The 20289-nt window shown below is 70.4% G+C and carries 20 protein-coding genes; 6 read left to right on the forward strand and 14 right to left on the reverse strand.

What is annotated here, in order from left to right; genetic code table 11:
- Positions 1 to 41: 41 nt before the first annotated feature.
- From ACFWEE_RS08270 to ACFWEE_RS08280, 3 genes are all read left to right on the forward strand, one after another.
- On the forward strand, positions 42 to 302 hold the full coding sequence (locus tag ACFWEE_RS08270) for a hypothetical protein (RefSeq protein ID WP_386887505.1): 261 nt from the start codon (positions 42 to 44) through the stop codon (positions 300 to 302).
- A gap of 176 nt (positions 303 to 478) precedes the next feature.
- Entirely contained in the window at positions 479 to 1624 is a 1146-nt protein-coding gene (locus ACFWEE_RS08275) for a methyltransferase type 11 (protein ID WP_386887507.1), read from the forward strand.
- Positions 1621 to 2058 carry a hypothetical protein gene (locus ACFWEE_RS08280; protein WP_386887509.1) on the forward strand — a complete coding sequence of 146 codons (438 nt, stop codon included), beginning with the start codon at positions 1621 to 1623 and terminating at the stop codon, positions 2056 to 2058. The genes ACFWEE_RS08275 and ACFWEE_RS08280 overlap by 4 nt, the downstream gene beginning before the upstream one ends.
- A gap of 64 nt (positions 2059 to 2122) precedes the next feature.
- Here the strand turns inward: ACFWEE_RS08280 and ACFWEE_RS08285 are convergent, their stop codons facing one another.
- Positions 2123 to 3544: a DHA2 family efflux MFS transporter permease subunit gene (locus tag ACFWEE_RS08285; RefSeq protein ID WP_386887511.1), complete on the reverse strand. Its 1422-nt coding sequence runs from the start codon at positions 3542 to 3544 to the stop codon at positions 2123 to 2125.
- Positions 3545 to 3729: 185 nt separating this feature from the next.
- On the opposite strand from ACFWEE_RS08285, the gene ACFWEE_RS08290 reads away from it, so the two are divergent.
- Entirely contained in the window at positions 3730 to 4188 is a 459-nt protein-coding gene (locus ACFWEE_RS08290; RefSeq protein ID WP_386887513.1) for a MarR family transcriptional regulator, read from the forward strand.
- A 196-nt stretch (positions 4189 to 4384) separates the two neighbouring features.
- Here ACFWEE_RS08290 and ACFWEE_RS08295 read toward each other — a convergent pair whose 3' ends face one another.
- A complete protein-coding gene (locus ACFWEE_RS08295) occupies positions 4385 to 4978 on the reverse strand; it encodes a TetR family transcriptional regulator (RefSeq protein ID WP_386887515.1) in 594 nt (197 codons plus the stop codon).
- A gap of 121 nt (positions 4979 to 5099) precedes the next feature.
- Between ACFWEE_RS08295 and ACFWEE_RS08300 the strand changes: the two genes are divergently transcribed.
- The gene (locus tag ACFWEE_RS08300; protein ID WP_386887516.1) at positions 5100 to 6038 is read left to right on the forward strand and encodes an aldo/keto reductase; all 939 of its coding nucleotides are present in this window, start codon (positions 5100 to 5102) and stop codon (positions 6036 to 6038) included.
- Between the two features lie 180 nt (positions 6039 to 6218).
- On the opposite strand, the gene ACFWEE_RS08305 is transcribed toward ACFWEE_RS08300, so the two are convergent.
- The 3 genes from ACFWEE_RS08305 to ACFWEE_RS08315 all read right to left on the reverse strand — a co-directional run bounded on the left by ACFWEE_RS08305 (position 6219) and on the right by ACFWEE_RS08315 (position 9222).
- Positions 6219 to 6944 carry a dienelactone hydrolase family protein gene (locus ACFWEE_RS08305; protein WP_386887518.1) on the reverse strand — a complete coding sequence of 242 codons (726 nt, stop codon included), beginning with the start codon at positions 6942 to 6944 and terminating at the stop codon, positions 6219 to 6221.
- Between the two features lie 266 nt (positions 6945 to 7210).
- Entirely contained in the window at positions 7211 to 7798 is a 588-nt protein-coding gene (locus ACFWEE_RS08310; RefSeq protein WP_386887519.1) for an Imm21 family immunity protein, read from the reverse strand.
- A 65-nt stretch (positions 7799 to 7863) separates the two neighbouring features.
- Positions 7864 to 9222 (reverse strand): HEPN domain-containing protein, encoded by a 1359-nt coding sequence (locus ACFWEE_RS08315; RefSeq protein WP_386887521.1) that lies wholly within the window; start codon positions 9220 to 9222, stop codon positions 7864 to 7866.
- 322 nt (positions 9223 to 9544) lie between these two features.
- Here ACFWEE_RS08315 and ACFWEE_RS08320 point away from each other — a divergent pair, with 322 nt between their 5' ends.
- Positions 9545 to 9949, forward strand: a complete 405-nt coding sequence (locus ACFWEE_RS08320; protein WP_386887523.1) for a hypothetical protein — start codon at positions 9545 to 9547, stop codon at positions 9947 to 9949.
- A gap of 26 nt (positions 9950 to 9975) precedes the next feature.
- Here ACFWEE_RS08320 and ACFWEE_RS08325 read toward each other — a convergent pair whose 3' ends face one another.
- The 9 genes from ACFWEE_RS08325 to mshB form a co-directional block, all read right to left on the reverse strand.
- A complete protein-coding gene (locus ACFWEE_RS08325) occupies positions 9976 to 10818 on the reverse strand; it encodes an IS5 family transposase (protein ID WP_386887524.1) in 843 nt (280 codons plus the stop codon).
- A 286-nt stretch (positions 10819 to 11104) separates the two neighbouring features.
- A complete protein-coding gene (locus tag ACFWEE_RS08330; RefSeq protein WP_386887526.1) occupies positions 11105 to 12283 on the reverse strand; it encodes a MarR family transcriptional regulator in 1179 nt (392 codons plus the stop codon).
- Between the two features lie 410 nt (positions 12284 to 12693).
- The gene (locus ACFWEE_RS08335; RefSeq protein ID WP_386887527.1) at positions 12694 to 13305 is read right to left on the reverse strand and encodes a response regulator transcription factor; all 612 of its coding nucleotides are present in this window, start codon (positions 13303 to 13305) and stop codon (positions 12694 to 12696) included.
- Positions 13302 to 14504 (reverse strand): sensor histidine kinase, encoded by a 1203-nt coding sequence (locus ACFWEE_RS08340; protein WP_386887528.1) that lies wholly within the window; start codon positions 14502 to 14504, stop codon positions 13302 to 13304. Before ACFWEE_RS08340 ends, ACFWEE_RS08335 begins: the two co-directional genes overlap by 4 nt.
- On the reverse strand, positions 14501 to 15328 hold the full coding sequence (locus ACFWEE_RS08345) for an ABC transporter permease (RefSeq protein WP_386887530.1): 828 nt from the start codon (positions 15326 to 15328) through the stop codon (positions 14501 to 14503). The genes ACFWEE_RS08340 and ACFWEE_RS08345 overlap by 4 nt, the downstream gene beginning before the upstream one ends.
- The gene (locus ACFWEE_RS08350; protein WP_386887532.1) at positions 15325 to 16260 is read right to left on the reverse strand and encodes an ABC transporter ATP-binding protein; all 936 of its coding nucleotides are present in this window, start codon (positions 16258 to 16260) and stop codon (positions 15325 to 15327) included. The genes ACFWEE_RS08345 and ACFWEE_RS08350 overlap by 4 nt, the downstream gene beginning before the upstream one ends.
- Before the next feature lie 248 nt (positions 16261 to 16508).
- A complete protein-coding gene (locus tag ACFWEE_RS08355; RefSeq protein WP_386887533.1) occupies positions 16509 to 18710 on the reverse strand; it encodes a hypothetical protein in 2202 nt (733 codons plus the stop codon).
- Positions 18711 to 18885: 175 nt separating this feature from the next.
- On the reverse strand, positions 18886 to 19356 hold the full coding sequence (locus tag ACFWEE_RS08360) for a DUF6113 family protein (RefSeq protein WP_386887535.1): 471 nt from the start codon (positions 19354 to 19356) through the stop codon (positions 18886 to 18888).
- Complete coding sequence (mshB, locus tag ACFWEE_RS08365) at positions 19353 to 20279, reverse strand: N-acetyl-1-D-myo-inositol-2-amino-2-deoxy-alpha-D-glucopyranoside deacetylase (protein WP_386887536.1); 927 nt, start codon at positions 20277 to 20279, stop codon at positions 19353 to 19355. The genes ACFWEE_RS08360 and mshB overlap by 4 nt, the downstream gene beginning before the upstream one ends.
- Between the last annotated feature and the right edge of the window lie 10 nt (positions 20280 to 20289).

Consider the following 20289-nt stretch of genomic DNA (forward strand, 5'->3'; position numbering starts at 1 on the left):
AAGACCCCCCGTAGTGAAACCGCTACAGAGAGGAGCGAAAGGTGTCCGGAGAGAACGTCAGTCCGAATGCCATGGGTCGTCCCCCGGCCCCCGTCCTCGGCGCAGTCATGGTCGACACGAGCCGTCAGGACCGGGTCGGCGAATTCCGTGGGCGCTCCGGCCCTTACTGGGCCATACGCCCTCTCGGCGGCGGGATCGAATGGGAAGCCGCGCCCGAGCACGTACGCCCGGCGAGCCCGATGGAGCGGCTGCGGGCCGAGAACGCCCGCCGCAACGCGCGGAGTCGGGGCGAAGCGCTCTGACGTACCCGCGGACACCGCGGCACCGAAGGCGGGGCGCGTGGCCCTCTACGGAGGCGTACGCGCCCCGCCGGCACCCACGCGCTCAGCGTCGATCACGGATCGACGGAAATCACCCGAAGTACTTGAAGCGCCCGAAGTACTTGAAGCAGCAGCTGAAGCAACGGAAAGGCCGACCCATGGACTGGCAGACGCAAGCGGAGCAACTCGCCTCCGACATCGTGGACCCGGTGTCCCGCTGGCTCCCGCCGGTGGCGCGCGTACCCCGGCATCAGTTGGTGCCCCGCTGGTGGGAGCCGGACGGTACGGGGGCGTGGGCGCTGCGCGACGGGGCGGACGACCCGTCGGCATGGGCCGAAGCGGCGTACGCGGACCGGTCGTTGGTCACCCGGGTGGGTGGTTTACACGCGGATCACGCCACGCCCGAGGACCGGCCGGAGGGGCTGCCCACGTCGTCGGCGACGCCACCGAGCCTCGCCGTCCGGATGCTCCGGCACGCGCGGCTCGGGGACGGGCTTCCGCTGCTGGACCTGGGTACGGGGGCGGGCGGGCTCACCGCGTACGCGTCGTTCCGCATCGGGGACAAGCACGTGACGAGCCTGGACGTGGACTCCTACCTCTCCGTCGCTGCGGGCGAACGGCTCGCGGAGCTGGGGTACTTCCCGACGATGCTCACGGCGGACGCGACCGAGCACGTGCCGGGGACGTACGAGCGAATCGTGTCCACGGTCGGACTGCCGGCCGGGCCCGGTCTCCGCGCGGTGCTCGCCTCACTCGTGCCCGGCGGACGGCTCGCCATGACGCTGGCCCGTACGACCCTGATCGTCACCGGCTGGAAGCGTGCCGACGGGGACGTGGTGGGGCAGGTCGAGCGGGACATGGCCGGGTTCATGCCGGCCCGGTCCGGCGACGCCTACCCGGACGCCCGCGCCGACCTGTTCGCGCTCGCGCGCGTGGCGGAGGGGGACGACATCGGTACGGGCCGCTACCCGGTGGTGGACCTGGAGAACGCGTGGGAGCTGCGGTCCATGCTGGAGGTCACCGTGCCCGGGGTGGAGCTCGGTTTCGGTGCCCGGGGGAAGACGCGTACCGCCTACCTGGTGCATCCGGACGGCTCCTGGGCCCGCGCGTCCGCCGAGTGGACCGACCCTCCCGCCGTGCACCAGAGCGGCCCGCGACGCCTCTGGGACGTACTGGAACGCCTCCGGAACCGGCTCAACGCGGACGGCTCCCTCCCCCTGCTCGGGGCGCGGGTCCGCATCACCCCGGACGGGGTCGTCCACCTGTCCCGGGGCGAGTGGCACACCTCGGTCGGTGACCGATGAGCGCCGGGCGGCAGGGGCCGGAGGAGTCCGGCCACCCCCTGAACCGCTGTCCCGCCACCGCCCTGATGCCGCCTCCGGTCGCGGGAGCGGCCCCCACCGCCGGGGGAACCGGAGGGCGGGCCCGGCCGCTCCGCTGCGAGCTGGCGGAGCACCACCGTGCCGAGCACGCCGAATTGCTGTGGGAGGACGACCGGCTCGGCGGGGCGCTCTGGGTGCGGTGGACCGACACCCGGATGTACCGGGTGATGCTGTTCTGGTGCACCGCGTCCGACGAACTCGGCGATGCCTGCGGCCTCTTCGACAACCACCCGTCGGCGCACTCGTGGCGGATCGTCGACACCGCCGAGGACGGCCCTCCCGAACTGCCCGCCCAGCGCGGGGATTCGGCTCCGGGCGAGGATTCGCCTCCGGGCGGGGAGGCGTCGACCGGCTGAGTCCACGGGACCGGTTCACCGGCGGTTCCCACGGGCCCGACCCACGGGCCGAGTTCAGCGGCGGTCACTTCTCGGCCGCCGCCCCCGCCCCCGGGGTGGCCGCCGTCGGTACGCGACCGGCGGACCGGGTCCGCGCCGGGGTGCGTACCAGCAGGCAGGCGAGCGCCCCGGCCAGCACCACCGCGACCGGGAGGACCGTCGTGACGTGCAGCGTGGCGAGGAACGCGTCCTCGTACGTCCGGCCCGAGGCGAGTTCGGCGGCGAGCCTGCCTTGGAGCAGGGCGCCGACGGTGGCCGCGCCGACGACGGAACCGATCTGCCGGAACGTGTTGTTGACGCCCGAGGCGGCACCGGCCAGCCGGGGCGGCACGTTCCGCATCGCTTCGGCGGACATCGGGGCGACCACGCAGCCGACCCCCAGGCCGGTGACCACGGTCGCCGGGACGAACGCGTACCAGGGTGTGGCCGCCCCCGCGATCAGCGTGATCGCGGTCATCCCGGCCGCGTACAGCGTCAGTCCGGCCATCAGGAGGTACTTCCCGCCGATACGGTCCGAGAGCCGTCCGGCGAACGGACCGACGGTCATCGACACCAGCGAGGACGGGGCAAGCACCGCTCCGGCCTTGATCGCGCTCAGGTGCAGGACCGTCTGCAGGTAGAGGTTGAACGGCAGCACCAGTCCGATCATCGCGACGGACACCAGGGCGACCAGCACGGTCATCAGGGTGAAGCCCCGGTCCCGGAAGAGCGCGAAGGGCACCAGGGGCTCCCGGTCCTGCCTGCCGCGCTGGTGCAGCAGGAATCCCGCGACGAGCGCGAGACCGCAGGTCAGCAGGGTCAGGATGCCGGGACCCCAGTGGTAGCGCTCGCCCTCCTGGAGGCCGAAGGCCAGGCAGAAGAGGGCCGCTGTGGCGATCAGTACGCCCACCACGTCGAGGCGGTGCCTGCGGCCGGGGCGGAGGTCGGGGACCACCAGGAAGGTGAGGACGAGCGCGGCGAGGCCGACGGGCACGTTCACCAGGAAGATCCAGCGCCATCCCACCGTGGAGACCAGGACGCCGCCCACGGTGGGGCCGGACAGGGTGGCGAGACCGGCGACCATGCCCCAGACGCCCATGGCCGTACCGCGCCGGGCGGCGGGGAAGACCGAGACGATCAGGGTCGTCGTCTGGGGGACGAGCAGGGCGGCGCCGAGGCCCTGGACGGCTCGGGCGGCGATCAGTTGCGCGGGGTCCCGTGCCATCCCGCAGGCCACGCTGGCCAGCGTGAAGACCACCACGCCCGCGGCGAAGAGGTTGCGCGGCCCGAACAGGTCGCCGAGACGGCCGGCGGTGATCAGCAGCACCGCCAGGACCAGCGCGTAGCCGCTGACCACCCAGAGGGTCTGGTCGAGCGAGGCGCCGAGCCCGTCGATCATCTCGGGAATGGCGATGTTCACGATCGTCAGATCGAGCAGTGTCATGAAGAACCCGAGGGAGAGCGTCACGAGGACTGCCCACGGGTTCGCGTGCCGTGTCCGCACAGGGTCCACCCTTCGCCTGGGGGCCGCCCCGGCATCTCCGGTCCCGTGCCCCACCCCGAAGGTATTCCATCGTTTTGGATACATCAATACAGATACATCAACCTCGATGAATCTGGAGAGATGTATCGAGTGCGATGTACCGTGGCCCCATGAACGGAGTCGAGCTGTTCCTGCTGGGCCGGACCCTGATGAAGATCGGCGAGGAGGCCATGCCGGAGCCGGAGGGCGGCAACGGCCGCCACCCCGGTTCCGTACGGTCCGTACTGATCGCGGCGAGCGACATCGCCGCCCATCCGGACAGCGCCGTCGGCGAGATCGCCGCACGCACCGGCCTGCCGCAGAGTCAGGTGTCCACCGCCGTGGCCCGCCTCAAGGAGGCGGGCGCGATCAGGACGGCACCCGACCCGGCCGACCGCCGCCGCCTGCTGGTCCGCCAGTCCGCCGACCTCTCCGGCCGGGTGGCTGAGGTCCGGGCGACCACGGTCGACGACGCACTCGCCAAGGCGCTCGGCGCCGACGATCCGCAGCGGCTCCAGGAGGTCTCCGACGCCCTGGCCGTACTCGCCCGGCACCTGACCCCGCAGGCCCTGGCCAACCTGCGCCCGTAGAAGAGGGACCCGGCGGGGGCAGGGACCGGCCGGTTCGCCCGCAGGACGGAACTCCGGGAGCCGACACCCGCTCCCCCCGGAGGTTCCACGCCGCCCCCGCCGCAGCCGTTACCCCGGCCCTGTCGGCTCAGGGGGCCGGGCTGGACCGGCAACCACCCTCAGGAAGGGACGAGTTCGCCCCGCGCCCCAGGACCCGTCACGCCGACGCGGCCGGGAACAGGCGCTGCACGGCCGCGACGATGGCCGCCCGGCGCTCCGCGAGGAAGGCCGCCCGCTCGTCCGGGTCGACGGGCGTCAGATCCGGCTGGCCGACCCACGACATGGCGAGCTGGTTGACGAACATCAGGATGTCGGCGGGGTCCCACGCCGGATCGAGCAGGCCCGCCTCCTGCGCCTCGCGCACTTGCCCCGTCTTGTGGCGCACGGTCGCCTGCATGGGGTCGTCCGGGTCGGGCGGCGTACCGTCGGCCAGTTCGAGCCGACCCCAGTTCATGAGGCGCAGGCGCTCGGGGTGGGCCGCGAAGTAGTCGTGGACGCGTCCCGCGTAGCCGGGCAGGTCGGCGGGGTCCAGGCGGGTGGCCCCGGCGACCGCGGCGAGTTCGGCGGCGGCGATGGTCGCGTACAGCTCTTCCTTGCCGCGGAAGTGGGCGTAGAGGCGTTCCTTGCTGGTCCGCGCCGCTCGGGCGATGCGCTCGATCCGCGCCCCGGCGATCCCGTACCGGGAGAACTCCGCCGTCGCCGCGGCGACGATGCGGTCGCGGGTGGAGTCGGTGCCGGGGGGAGGGGCCATGGCCCCAATCTACCTGGCCACCCCTTGACCGAACCGTTCGGTTTGCCGCGCCCCCGGGACCGGCGTACGGTAAAACCGAACAGTTTGGTTTGGGTAGAGGCCAAGGACAGAGGAGAAACCCGTGGAGACGAGGAAGCTGGGCAGTCAGGGCCTGACCGCCGCCGCGATCGGTTACGGCGCGATGGGCACCGCGACCGGATACGGCCCCTCCGACGACACCGAGTCGATCGCCGCGATCCGCCGCGCGCACGAACTCGGCACCACCCATTTCGACACCGCGGAGATGTACGGCTGGGGCGAGGGCGAAAAGCTGCTCGGTCACGCACTCGCGCCGATCCGCGACGAGGTCACGATCGCGACCAAGTTCGGCCTCACCGAGTCGTTCGGCCAGGACTCGCGGCCCGACCACATCCGCGAGGTGGTCGACAACAGCCTGCGCAATCTCGCCGTCGACTCGATCGACCTGCTCTACCAGCACATGCCCGACCCCCGGGTGCCGATCGAGGAGGTCGTCGGCGTGATGAAGGAGCTGGTCGACGCCGGAAAGGTCGCCTACCTCGGGCTCTCCAACGCCGACGAGGACACCGTCCGCAGGGCCCACGCGGTGCACCCGATCTCCGTTCTGCAGAACGAGTACTCGATCTTCGCCCCGGGATCCGAGGCGCTCTTCCCCGTCCTGGAGGAGCTCGGCATCGGGTTCGTCGCCTACTCGCCGCTCGCGCGCGGCTTCCTCAGCGGCAACGCCAAGCCGCGCGAGCAGTACGACGCGAACGACTTCCGTCAGCGGCTGGCCTGGTGGGCACCGGAGAACTTCGGGGCGAACACGGCCCTCACCGACGAACTGGCCGCGTTCGCCCGGTCCAAGGGCGTCTCCCTCTCGCAGCTGGCCCTCGCGTGGCTGCTGGCGAAGAAGGAGTTCGTCGTCCCGATCCCCGGTTCACGCAACCCCGGGCGCGTCGAGCAGAACATCGCATCCGCCGAACTGACGCTGACGGCCGAGGACCTTGCCCGGATCGACGCCATCGCCCCCAGCGGCGGCATCGGGGGGCACTGGGGCTGAGCACTTGGGCTGACACCGCCCTGATTCCCGGTCGGCACCCCCTGAGCCGCGTCGGCCGGGCACGGGCGGGCCGATCGGCCGAAGTGGATCATTGACAAGCCGCAGCCTTCCCCGTCCGCGTTGGCAGTGGAGCCCAGGCATCGCGGCGGTCAGCGGGCGCCCGGACTTGGACTGACCAGATCACTCCGTCACGGGCAGGCACTCGGCGAGCAGGTCCACGACATCACGCCAGGCTCGCTGTGCGTGCCGTGGGTGGTAGCCGACGCCGGGGCGCACGGTGTGGTCGACCGTCGGGTGGTGGAAGGCGTGCAGGGCGCCGCCGTAGACCGTGAGGCGCCAGTCGACGCCTGCGGCCTGCATCTCGGCGGTGAACGCGTCCCGTTGCGCGGCATGCATGATCGGGTCTTCCGACCCGACCCCGGCCCACACCGGGCAACGGATGCGTGCCGCCTCGCCCGGTCGGCCCGTGGTCAGTGCGTTGACTGTCCCGATCGCGCGCAGGCCGACGCCGTCGCGCCCGAGTTCCAGCCCGACGGCGCCCCCGGTGCCGTAGCCGACGGCGGCGATCCGGTCGGGGTCGGTGCGCGGTTCGGCGTGCAACACGTCGAGCGCCGCATGGCCGATGCCCCGCATCCGGTCGGGATCAGCGAGCAAGGGCATGCACCGGGCCAGCATGTCCTCGGGGTCGCCCAGATAGCGTCCGCCGTGAAGGTCGAAGGCCAGCGCTACATATCCCAGCTCGGCCAGAGCATCGGCACGGCGGCGCTCGACGTCGCTGAGCCCCGTGCCCTCCGGTCCGAGCAGCACCGCGGGCCGACGGTCGACGCCGGCCGGGAGCGCGAGGTGCCCGATCATCGTCAGACCGTCGGCTGGGTACTCGACCGCATGCGTCGTGATCGTCGTCATGAGACTGGACGGTAGTGATCGTCGAGTCCGGTCCGACTACGGTTTTGCCGCTGGCAGAACAGCGCGGATATCCCTTGAAACGCAGCGATGTCTCACAAGAACCGTCACAACTCCCGTTCCCACGGCAACACGCACGACACAGTCTCCGGAGTCACCCCGAGGGATTTACAGAGCCGACCACTTGGAATGCTTCACAACAACTCTTTGAACAACTGTTGTAGGTCTACGCTCCGCGGCTGACCACACCCGACCGAAGCACGGCCCGATCAGGATTCGGCGGGCAGGAGCTGGACCAAGCCGACCCAGTTCTCCTCGTTTACCTTGGCCTGCGCGGCGCGAACCCTCCAGCGGCCGGCGGGCAGCAGGACCGGCGCCTCGGCAGGCATCCCCCCGTCGGGATACTCGACGCCCAGGTCGGAACCTGCTTCGGCAGAGTCCATGAGCACCGCCGGACCGTCCGAGGCCCAGATGCCGCACTCCTCCCACACCGTGGCCGGGTCTCCAAGGACAGTATTCGCCGCGGCTCTCAGTCCAGCCTCGGAGTCGGCGGCGCACCACCGCAGGAACGCTCGGTGTTGGGGCAGATAGCAGCTGGTCGCCGGCTCGTCCGCCAACACCAGTGCCTGCGCGCCGTTCTCGTCGGCGGGGATCACACCGGCCAGATCGTCCACCGCGCAGGCCCGGTCGTAGTCGTCTGGAGCAGAGGCGTCTCCCGCCACAAGACCACCCTCCGTGCACCCGCCCCAGGAAGCCAGGGCGGAGACGGGGACGACGATCAGAGGACCGCCCATCGACTCCACCCAGACAAGGGAGGGGCCGGAGGCATCGTCCGCGACAGATGAAGAGGTGATCATGCAGTCAGTGTGGCCTCGCCCACTGACACCGCCACCGACTTCACGGGGCAGTTACGGGACAGCCCTTAGTACGAGCTGTTGGGCGCTAGATTCTTGGGAGGGCTCTGTACGAGTTCCTGAACCCTGTCGCGCAGGAGATAACTGACGTTCCTATTGAATAGGCGATTAAGTGCGGATTTTGACATTCCGCACCGCTGCAGCAAGTAGGTTGTCAGGAGTAGATTACCGGATAGGGCGAGAGTCACGACATCTCGTGGGTCTGGATCGTAGCTTGCTTGATGCTTGATGCCGTTATAAACGCCCCAAAATAGTTTGGCCCACTCTTTTTCGTCGCCAACGAAATCACTGAATGGAGTTCCCAGACGCTTGGCTAGGGCGTAGCTCTGTGGCTTTTCCCTCGCCCACATGGGTCTCCCTTCCTGCTTGCGTGCCGCTAGCATCCTTTCTATTCCCACGGCCGTGTCTCGAAAGTAGCTGTTCCATGTCATCCCTCCGACCCGATAGGGTGTCGCCACGGCGTCAAACGCGCTAGGATACCGCTCGTATAGTCTCACCCAGCGGCTAATGCCTTGAGCGCCATCAATATCAGCGAGAGTGAACAAGGGGAACCCCTTCCCGGCCTTCCCGTTGGTGCGCACTTTTGGTTCTTCCATCAGTGCGTCATTCCAGAATCTCGGATACTGGGCCGGGCTGCCTTCCGCCCCCAGTACGGCCCTACCACCATCGACTGGAATGAAGGTGTCGTAGGCGACGTTCACGAGGTCCTGAACGCGTACCAAGATGCGGAGCATTTCGGAGATGTCGCGAGCTCTCTTGGCTTTCACGCCAATTGACACCGGGGAATAGATCGAGGATCTGTCGTCATTCCCTTTGACCTCCCAGTGGCCGCCAATGACCAGTGAGAGGGAGCCGAGATCCGCAACGACCTCTTCTGGCGATTTCAGGTGAACGGTGGCCGTCTTTACGCGACCGTCGCCTTTGCGCTCACTCTTCACTTCGGATACTTTCATTCCGGCCCATTCGGAAACTCCAGGGAAGTGGGCGGTCAGTTCTTTGACCTTAACGTTGACACGCCCCTTTTTGAGCTGTTCTACGGGGAAGCGCGAAACGGCGGTTCGTGCGCTGTACTCGTACGCAGATGCTTTCCTTCCTCCAATGTTCGCCATTCCTCCTCGCCGGGAGATATTGAGAACTACTGCACTGCCTTCCGGGAAGAGACATGCGATCGCGTGTGGCTTGGTCTCTTTGCTCGCCAAGAAGAGGGTGTCTTGGGCGTTCTCGTTAAGGGTACGGATTTCCAGTCTGCCCGATTTACTCTTCCCGATGTATCCTCGTTCGGGTTCACTATCGAAATTGCCGTCCACCGTGATCGGCCAGAAGAATCCAACCGTTCCCGACATGAGCGCCTGGATCTCTTCATCCATGATGATTTTCTCGCTTCCTGCACGGTTGCGACTCGGCCGATTTCCTGAGCGCCGAAATGGCTAAGTCTGAAGGTAGGACGGATATGGCATCCTGACACTCAGGGCATAAGGGCTTCGGATCTACCTTCGCAGAGGCTCGCCCTCTCTGGAACGTGTTCAGAACGTACCGGCCACAGCTGTCCAGTGGGGCGCTTTCTGCTGACCCTCCCCGTGACGCTTTTAACCTGCGAGTCCAAGGCGGTTGCGTCACCAAGGAACTTAAAGAGCGTTTTGTCCTGGCGGGAGTGTTTGGGAACGCCAAGCTGTCATGGATGATTGCGGGGTGTTGGTCCAGGTGGAAGCGGTGGGGCGGATCGCAGACGGGCGTGTGACGGTTCGGGTGCGCTCGGATGTGGGTGCCGCCGTGGCCTTCTGGTGCGGCGGTCCGACGGGAGTGGGCCGCGAACACCATGTGGAGTGGACGGTTGAAGAGGAAGTGACCTGGGGCGGCAACACCCGACCGGCCACTTCCTTCTGCGCTGGGGTGGATGATGAGAAGGAAGACGACCGGATCGTCTTCCGGGGGCGGCTGGGCCTGACGGGCGATGGTGGAGCCACGTTGGAAGTAGGCGGAGCCCACATCCTTTTCGACCTCGCCGACCCGCCGCCATCGACTGCTGTCGATGGAACGTGGGTCGAGATCAGCGTGGAGCGGAACAGCGTCAGCCTGTGGCCCTACCTGCTGTGATTCACGGGAGCCGGCTCTGTGCCCGTTCAGCTGTCGCGCCAGTTGTGGGTTGATTCGCGGGTAAGTCTGCGGCTCATGAGGTCGATCATCGCTATGTTGATCATGGCTTCGGAGCGGTGGGGGTGGGTTTCGTAGTCGCGGGCGAGGCGGCGGTGGTGCATGAGCCAGCCGAAGGTTCGCTCGACGACCCAGCGTCGCGGGATCACCTTGAAACCCTTCTGGGCAGGGTCCCGGCGGGTGACTTCGACGTCGATGCCGAGGGTGGCACCGTGGTCGATGGCCGTGGTGCGGTAGCCGCTGTCGGCCCACGCCTTCGTGATGCGAGGGTGGCCCTCGGCGATGTTCGAGAGCAGGCGGATTCCGCCGGCGTTGTCGGAGACGCTGGCGGCGGTGACCAGCACGGCCAGGAGGAGGCCGAGTGTGTCGACGCCGATGTGGCGTTTGCGGCCAGCGATCTTCTTGCCCGCGTCGATGCCCTGGCCGGTCGCGGGCACGTTGGCCGAGGTCTTGATGCTCTGGGCGTCGAGGATGCAGGCGCTGGGCTCGGCGTCCCGGCCCTCGGCCTTGCGGACCAGGTGCCGCAGGAGCCCGTTGAGCTGCTCGAAGACGCCGTCCTTCTGCCAGGCTGCGAAGTATCCGTAGACGGTTTCCCACGGGGCGAAGTCGTGTGGGAGGTAGCGCCAGGGGATGCCGGTGCGGTCGACGTAGAGGATGGCGTCCATGATCCGGCGCAGGTCGTGTTCGGGCGGCCGCCCGATGTCCAGGCCCTTCCCTCTGCGTTCTGCTCGCCAGGCTGTCAGGGTTGGTTCCAGCAGTTTCCAACGGGCATCGGACAGGTCGCTCGGGTACGGCCGCTCTCGGAGAGGCATGTTTCCGTAGTACCGATAACCGCCGTCCCGCCACAGGGCGCAAACAGGCGCGACTGGGGGCGTGTTGGGATCAGACAGGAGCGAAGGGGCCGAAACGGTCCCTCGAAGGCTGTCACCCGCCCCATCTTCCACAACAAGCGTCTAACGCCTCAAGTAACTCGAAGTGGTCTGCCATCTGAATGGCAACGAAGCACTCCCGTCGGGATGAAACGCTCTTTTAAAGAGCGTTTGATCCTCCAACGGGCGTTTCATTGCAGTTCGAGTGGCGGGTGATATCAAATCGACTTCATGGGGTCCGCATCAGGTTGCGGAGTCCGGCGACGAGGGCCGGGACGTCGCGTTCGACCTCGGCCGGGGCCGCACCCGGGTCGGCGGGTTCCGGGGCCTGATGGGCGGCACGGCAGGGGGCGCAGAGGCCGTCCGGGAGTGCTTCGGCGCGGGCGGGGCGCCCGCAGTCGGTGCACTCGACCAGGAGACGGTGTGCTGGGGAGCCGGGGGTGCCCGGTGCCGGGAGCGGCGGCGGGGTGGGGGTCGGGGACAGGCGGGGCGGCAGCTTGTCGGTGAGGCGGCGGCGCACCAGCCCGACGGGTGAGCCGACCTGCTCGGGAAGTCCGGCGGTGAGCGCCGACGTCAGGTACCCGGCACTGACACCCCGCGCGAACCAGGCGGCGGCAAGCGGCTCCAGCACCTCGCAGTCCGCCGCCGAGAGCGTCAAGCGCGGCTCGCGACGCCCGAGTTCGGCCAGGGCGACATAGGCGGGCGAGGGGCCCGCGACCGCCGGAGAGGCATCGGCAGCCGGAGGAGCGTCGGCAACCGGAGGGACGGATGCCCCCATGGTGCGCCCCGGCGCGGGAGGTGCGGCGAGGTGTCCCGGCATGTCCGGTCCCGTTGCGGCCGGGGCGCACTCCACCGACGGCCCCTCCGCGACCCCGGGTCGGCCCGGGATCTGAGGCCGGTCCGGGGACGCCTCCGCAGTGCGCTGCCGGGGAACCACGGGATCGGCGCACGACGGCTCGGGACACGGCTCGGCAAGGTGCGTCAGGGGCTGCTCCGGTGCGGCGGCGGCGCCCGCGTCGAGCCTGGCGGTCCACCACTCGTTGTCGTGGGCGGTACGCGACCAGAAGGTGAGCGTCACCCACCGGCATGGACCACCGCCCTCCGCCCGCCTGCGTACCCGCCGCAGGTGCCCGGCCACGCCGAGCGCGCGCAGCGCCGTACCGATGGCCATCTGGCCGTACAGGGGCAGGTCCTTGGCCAACGACTTGATGTCCATCGCCGCGCCGTCGGGCAAGTGGTCCACATAGGCGGCGACATACCGCTCACGCTCCGACAGGAACGCGAAGTCATCTGGCCCGGCTGCGACTTGGCCGGACACCGACTGCTTTCCGTAGCCGACGCTCGCCCGACGGTAGGGGCGGGAAGCTGCAAGCGCGGGCAGGGCAGGGCTAAAGTGCTGAGTAGCCACGAGATCGGACTTTCTGGGTTGTCGATCTTTGGTGAGACCCCGGCCTGGTGCTCCAACACCGCGTCGGGGTCGATTCATTGTGGGCACCGTAAACGTGGGTGACGGTTCGCCACAACTTCAGCACCATTAGTCATACTTGCTGGCCGTGACGGGGGTGGGAGGGGGGAAGGTTCCCTCAAACCCCCCTACCTACCTCCCGGATGAACAACACCGCTCGAATCCCGGACCTCGCGTCCCGGCCCCCGAATCCCGAAGCTCAAGCGTCGGTCCGCGCACCTCTCCGATTCCCTCGAACGAGTGAGAGACCCGACAGCGAAGCTCGGATACCGGACCCCGAGACCCAAGGCCCGAGGGCCGAGCTCCGGAACCGGCATCGCGCCACACCACGCCGCACCCGGAACCGGGACGGCCTACAGCCAGCCCTTGTCCGCCGCGATCCGTACCGCGTCCGCCCGGTTGCGGGCGGCGGTCTTCTGGATGGCGACGGAGAGGTAGTTGCGGACGGTGCCGTGCGAGAGGTGGAGTGCGGCGGCGATCTCGGCGTTGGTGGAGCCGTCCGCCGCGGCGCTCAGCACGTCCCGTTCGCGTTCGGTCAGCGGGTTGGCGCCCTCGGCGAGCGCGGCGGCGGCGAGTGCCGGGTCGATGACGCGCTCCCCGGCGACCACCTTCCGTACCGCCTCCGCGAGTTGGGCGGCGGGCGCGTCCTTCACCAGGAACGCGTCGGCGCCCGCCTCCATCGCGCGGCGGAGATAGCCGGGGCGGCCGAAGGTCGTGACCACCACGATCTTCACGGCCGGGAGTGCGCGCCGCAGCTCTCCGGCGGCCTCGATGCCGGTCATGCCCGGCATCTCGATGTCCAGCAGGGCCACGTCGACCCCGTGGTTACGGGCGGCGTCCAGGACCTCGTCACCGCGCGCCACCTGGGCGACCACCTCGATGTCGGGTTCCAGGCCGAGCAGCGCGGCAAGGGCCTCACGCACCATGGACTGGTCCTCGGCGAGGAGGAGTCTGATCACGCTCATTCCGGTGATTCTAGAGGGCGTTCACCGGCCGGATCCGGGTCCAGCGGGACGCTGAGGGTGAGCCGGAAGCCCCGGCCGGTGTCGGCGGGACCGGCGAGGAGGGTGCCGTCCACGGCGGCGAGGCGTTCCCGGAGGCCGGTGAGCCCGTTGCCGGGGGTGACAACGGCACCGCCCCGACCGTCGTCCACGACCGCCAGTTCGAGGAACCGGCCGGCCAGGGTCTGCCGGGAAGCGAGGGTGACCGTGCAGGTCTTGGCCCCGCTGTGGCGTACGACGTTGGTGACGGCTTCCCGCAGCCCCCAGGCGAGGGCCTCCTCGCGGGCTGCGGGCAGGCCGTCCGCGTCCGGGGCGTCGGCGGGGACGGCCGCGGTGATGCCCGCCGCCGCCAACGCGGTACGGGCTCCGGCCAGTTCGCCGGGGAGCGTGAGGCGGCGGTAGCCGGTGACGGCATCGCGTACGTCCGCCAGGGCCTGGCGGCTGACCCGTTCGATGTCGGCGACCTGGAGGGCCGCCTGCTCGGGGTGGCCGGGGAGCATCCGCCCGGCCAGCTCGCTCTTCAGCGTGATCAGCGAGAGCGAGTGGCCGAGCAGGTCGTGCAGATCACGGGCGAGCCGCAACCGCTCCTCGTTGGCCGCGAGTTGGGCGACGGTGGCGCGGGCCTCGCGCAGTTCGACCGTCGTGCGGATCAGTTCCCTTACGCCGGTCATGGCGAACCCGCCGAGCAGAGCGGGCACCAGCAGGCCGAGCACCAGATCCCCCGCGCTGTCGGCGCCGTCGGCCAGGCCGATCCCCGCCATCAGCGCCGTCACGGCGGGGATCAGCCGGACTGCGGCCCGCAGGGTGAGCGCGGTACCGGCCGAGACGTTGACGTAGACGAAGAGCACCAGCCACTGCGGCCCGAGCGTCAGGCTGAGGGCGGTGGCGAAGGCGATCAGGACGGCGATGGTCCAGGCGGCCAGGGTGAGGGCCGGGGACCGGGAGGTGTGGCGGAAGAACAGCCGGAGGTACACGGCGACGAAGGTGGCCAGCCCGAGGCAGCCGAGCGCCGTGGCCCACGGGCTGTGGTCTCCCCCGACGAGGTCGGAGACCGGCGCGCTCAGGAACGCGAGCCAGACGCAGATCCAGAGCAGCTTCACCGCGATCTGGCGGCGGGTGATCGGCGGGCGGCCGATGCCCATCGCCGTGACGTCGTCGCTCACGCCTTCAGAGTGTCCTTCCGGTAGAGCCAGGCCGCGCCGCCCGCGAAGACCACGAAGTACGCGAGGAGCAGGAGGACGTCCTTGGCATGCGGGGCGCCGCCCGTCTCGATGGCCTGGCCGAGAGCAGCGTACGCGTGGGTGGGCAGCCACTGGGCGATGTTCTGGAGCCACTGCGGGAAGGTGGAGGCGGGCATCCACAGCCCGCCGAGGATCGACAGCCCGAAGTAGATGATCATCGTGATCGGGCGGACCGCGTCACCGCTCGCCACGTAGCCGATGGCCACGCCGAGGGCGGCGAAGACCAGCGACCCGGCCCAGATGACCCCGGTCAGCGCGAACCACTGCCAGGTTTCGAGGCGTACGCCCTTGACCGCGGCGGCCACCACGAACACGACGACGATGCAGGGCAGGGTGACGATCGCGGCGCTGGCGATCTTCCCCAGCACGTAGGCGTGACCGGGCAGGGCGGTCAGGCGGAGCTGGCGCACCCAGCCCTTCTCCCGTTCCTTGGCGATGCGTTCGCTGTTGCCCATGAGGACGGCGGTCAGCGCGCCGAAGGAGCCCATGGCGACCATGAAGAAGGCCTGCAGGGTCAGATGGGTGCCGGGGACGAGGTCGGTGGTGTTCTGGGTGCTGGAGACCGCCAGGTAGATCACCGACGGGTAGAGGACCGAGAAGAACATGAACTTCTTGTTCCGCAGGGTGCGGGTCACTTCGAGCCGGATCAGCACCCCGGAGAAGAGGTTCGCCCGGTTCGCCCCGCTCTTCGCGCGCGCGGCGGCCTTCCCGTCCACGACGGTCGTCGCGCTGGTGGTGTTCGTCATGCGGTGCGGGCCTCCTCGGCCTCGGTGATGGCGACGAAGGCCTGTTCCAGGCCGAGTCCGGCTACTTCGAGTGCGCGCGGGTAGAGGCCGAGGCCGTAGAGCGCGTGGACGGTCGCGTCGGCGTTCCGCGACTGGATACGGACCCGGTCGCCGCTGATGTCGAGCGCGGAGAGGAACGGCAGGGCGCGCAGGGCCGTCTCGTCGACCGGCCCCTCCAGCTCGAACGAGATCCGGCGGACACCCGCCATGGCCTTGATCTCGGCGGCGGTGCCGTCGGCGAGCAGCCGGCCCTTGTGGAGGACGAGGACGCGGTCGGCGATGGCGTCGGCCTCTTCGAGGTAGTGGGTGGCGAACAGGACGGTACGGCCCTGGTCCGCCTGCTCGCGCATGGTCGCCCAGAACGCCTGGCGGGCCGTGACGTCCATACCGGTGGTCGGCTCGTCCAGCACGATCAGATCGTTGGCCCCGGCGGTGGCGAGCGCGAACCGCACCCGCTGCTCCTGGCCGCCCGAGAGCTTGTTGACCATGCGGCCGGAGATCGACGCGATCCCCGCGCGGGACAGCACCTCGCCGACCGGGTAGGCACGCGGGTGGAGGCTGCACGCGAGACGGACGATCTCCTCGACGGTGACGTCCTCCATCAGCCCGCCGCTCTGCAGCATCGCGCCGACCCGCCCGGCGGCGATGGCCTCCTGCGGGGTGGTGCCGAAGATCCGGACCGTACCGCTGTCCGCCTTGCGCAGACCGAGCAGCAGGTCGAGCGTGGAGGACTTCCCGGCACCGTTGGGGCCGAGCAGCGCCACGGTCTCTCCGGGGTGCAGGTCGAGGTGGAGCCCGTCGACCGCGCGCACGTCGCCGTACGCCTTGCTGACCTGGTCGAAGCTGACCACGGCCGTGGCTGCGGCGGTCGCTCCGGAGGCTGTCGTTGTCATGCGTACAGCCTCGCCGACGGGAGGCGGGCGCGGCAGGGACGGGGGGCTGTGATCGGGGATGACAGATGTCATACCGGGCGGGTGACAGGGCGGCCCGGGCGGACCCCTGCCCGTACGCACGCCGCCCCGCCTACGCACGCCCCCGCCCGCGAGAACCGCACGCGCGCCACCGCCCCGCCCGGAAGACCCGGGACGGGGCGGTGTGCGGTACGGCCTCGCCGGAGGAAGACGCTCCGGGCAGGAGCCGGTCAGCCCTGGCCGGTGAGGTCGATCGTGACCGTGCGCTCCGCGGGGGTCTTGCCGAGCAGCGCCGTCTGCATGGCCTTGGCCACGTCGTCGGGTCCGACCTGGTGCTGCTGGCCGTCGGCCTTGACCGCCATGACGCCGTCGAAGACGCCGTCGCACAGGGTCTCGATGGCCTGCTTGTCGTAGTACGGCACGAGCTTGCCGTCGATCGCCTTCATCGACAGGATCTGCGGCAGGGAGCGCGCCGGGCCGAACTGGATCTCCTTGCCGCCGGCCTGGATGGTGATCAGGCCGGACATGGCGGGCTCCGCGAACTCCTTCATCGCCCGGTCGAGTTCGGCCTGGGTGATGGTGGGCTGCTGGGTGACGACCGGCAGCTCCACGACGGCGGAGGTGCCCGTCTGGACCTGGGCGCGGTAGGCGTCCCGTACGGCGACGATCGACTGGTTGACGTCGATCCCCTTGCCCGGCTTGCCCGCCACCGGCTCGGCCTTGTTCGGCTCGAACCTGATGGTGCCGTCCGTCGCGGAACCGGACTGGCCGGACAGGGCGTTGAGCGCCGCGCCCAGCTTCTCCTCGTCGACCGGGATCACCGGGTCGGCCGGGCGTGCCCCGCCGAAGAGCGACGTGATCACGGAGACGGGGTTGTAGTCGCTGCCCGCCGCGCCGCGCACGGTCTCCTCGCTGTCCAGCCCCAGGCCGGCCTTCTCCGGGGAGAGTTCCGTCTGCTTGCCGTCGACCGAGAGCTTCAGCGGCGCCTGGGCGCGCTTGCCGAACTCGGCGTCGAGCTTGCTCACCGCCTCGGTCTTCGTGCCGCCGCCGATGTCCAGGCCGAGGACCGTGGTGCCCTTGGGGACCTCGGAGTGGTTCATCAGCAGACCCGCGCCGTACGCGACGCCCGCCAGGACGACGACCGCGACGCCGAGCAGGACCGTCTTGGACCGGCCCTTGCGGGCGGGCGCGGCAGCCTGCGGGGCGGGACGCGGAGTGCTGGGACCCGAGGGCCCCTGCGGTGCGGCCTTCGGCCCGTCCACCACCTCGTCGCGGGACGGGAACGGCCGGGGGCCACCGGGCACGACGGGGATGCCGCCGGTGAGGGTGTCACCGGAGACGTGTCCGCCGCCCGGGACGGGCGCGGGGGCCTGCGGGGTCAGGATCGCGGTGTCGTCGGAGAGCCGGGGCACGGAGACCGGACCACCGGGTCCGCCCGGACCACCCTGCGGACCCGGACCGCCCGGGGCGCCCGGGCCACCGGGGACCGTGAGGCCGGGACGGCCCTGGCCCGCGGGGTTCCCGGGGCCGGGGATTCCGAGCCCGGGGGTCCCGTGGCTGGGGGTCCCGGGGCCGGGAGTTCCGAGACCGGGAGTCCCGTGGCTGGGGGTCCCGGGGCCGGACCGTCCGGGGACGGGCGGCGGGAAGCCGGCGGTGCCGGTCGCCGGTCCGGTCGTGGAGCCGGCCGGGCCGGGCGGGCGTACCCCGGGGTGCGGCGTGGACCGGCCGGAGTCGGCCAGGTCCGCGTCGATGCTGTCCAGCGCGCTGCGGCCGGCCGGAGGAGCGGCCGGGAAGCCGCCCTGCGGGCCGTCGAAGTACGGCGACCCGTCGCGCGGACCGGACTCACGCGGGCCGGACTGCGGCTCCGCTCCGGCCGGGCCCGGCACGGTTCCCCCGGCAGGACCGGCGGGAGCACCACCGGCGGAAGTGCCCGGGGCGCCCAGCACGGAGTTGGCGGCCGGGGTCTTGCGCGGGGCGAACCAGTCGCTGGTGGGCTTCTCCTTGGCGGGCGGCTCGGCCGGCGTCCCCTCGGGGTCACCGCCCTCGCGCGCCTCCGCGCCGGACGCGGACTCGCCGGCCGGCTGCCCGGGGGCGGGGGCGCCCGCGCCGGGAAGCGGTGTGACGGCGGTGCGCTCGGGGTCGGAGGCGTTGTCGCCCTCCGCCATCGGCGTACGCATCACGACGGGCGGGATCGGCCGCGAACCGGGGATGTTGATCCGGATGCGCGTCGTCAGGGTCGTCTCGGTCCTGGGCTCGTCGGGCCGTGGCGACCGGGGGGATTCCTGGGCGGACTCCGGTGCGGGGTCCACGCCGTCCTGCGTCGGGTGCAACGACGGGTACTGGCGTGATCCGTACGGCGGCGTGCCCGAGGGGTAGGCGGCACCACCGCGCCCCTGGGGCCCGGAGGACGAACTGTCAGTTTCACGACTCAAAGCAGGTTCTCCCGATTGGCTCCGCCGCCCGTACTTCCCCCATGCCGCAGGCCAGGGGACGGCTCGGCGCGCGCACCACCATACTGGCCGCCGCGCACGGGCGTTTCACGCCCGGTGGAAACCTCCACCGGCGCCTCACACCCGTGGACGCCCACGAGCTGCCGCTCAAGGCGTGTCACCGGCCTGAACGCTCCTGGTCGTTGGCCGAAACCGGCCCCTTGGAGAGGGTGGCGCAGATCACAGCGATGACCATCCCTCCGAGGACGAAAAGCGCCAGATCGATCTCGTCGCCGCCACCGAAGAGGTAGTCCCCCTCGGGGCGTCCATTGAGCGCCACCACCACCGCGATCAGCCAGCCGACGGCGGGCGCGAAGGCGCCCAACTGGGTCCGGGTGAGGACCCGGCCGCCGTAGAAGACCCCCGCCGCACCGGCCAGCGCCAGCAGCAGACCACCGGGGAACCAGGCCCCCTGGACCAGCGAACCGGCCAGCGAGACCAGCGCGCCGAGGACCGCGAGGCCGAGGTACGCCCCGATCCGGCGGGGGTTGAGCGGCGCGGCGATCCCGGTGGGCTCGGACACCCGGGGCGGGGCGTTGGTGCGCGGGGCGCGGGCCTCGGCGCGGGCCCGGTCCTTCTTGCCGCTCATGCCCGCTCCCCCGTGCCGTCGGCGGCCTCGGGCAGCCCCGCGAAGAGGTCGCGCTCACGCGGACCGTCGCCACCCCTTACACCGTGGACGAGTTGGTAGTACTCGGTGGTGAAGAGGGGCTGGCCCTTGTCGTTGGAGAGGGTGAACCAGGGGTCGTGCACGGTGACCTGGGTGGCGTGGGCCCGCATGGCCGCCGCCTTCGCCGCCCCGTGCTCCGGGCCGCCGTCGATCTCCGTGGTGATCACGGACTCCTCGGTCACGCCGGGTACCTCGTCGATGTCGGCGATCTCGCCGAACACCGCGGGCGCCTCGGCCCGGAGCCGGGCGAACGCCTCCTCGGCGACCGGGCGGGGCATCCGGTTCCAGTAGATCTTCGCGATGGCGTGCGGCGCGTCCGGGGCGCCGGAGCCGGTGGTGTACCCGGGGTCGGCGGCGAGTTCGGCCGCGCGCATCGCCACCCGGTGCGCCTGGATGTGGTCGGGGTGGCCGTATCCGCCGTCGGGGTCGTACGTCACCAGGACCTGCGGGCGGACCTCACGGACGACGTCCACCAGCGCAGCCGCCGCGTCGTCCACGGCGGTGTCCCAGAACGCGCCGGGGCGGTGGTTCTGCTCGGTGCCCATCATCCCGGAGTCGCGGTACCGGCCCGGGGCGCCGAGGAAGCGGTGGTCGGTGACCCCCAGCTCCTTCATGGCGGCGGCGAGTTCACCCACGCGGTACGGGCCCAGCGTGTCGTCCCGGTCGGCCGCGAGATGCGCCAGCGGCTCCGGGATGACCTCGCCCTCCTCGCCCAGGGTGCAGGTCACCAGCGTGACGTGGGCGCCCTCGGAGGCGTACTTGGCCATGGTGGCGCCGTTGTTGATCGACTCGTCGTCGGGGTGCGCGTGCACCAGCAGCAGACGGCGGGCGGGAAGGTCCTTCATGAGGACCACC

It is taken from the genome of Streptomyces sp. NPDC060184 (genome assembly GCF_042728795.1).
In the GTDB taxonomy this organism is placed as follows: domain Bacteria; phylum Actinomycetota; class Actinomycetes; order Streptomycetales; family Streptomycetaceae; genus Streptomyces.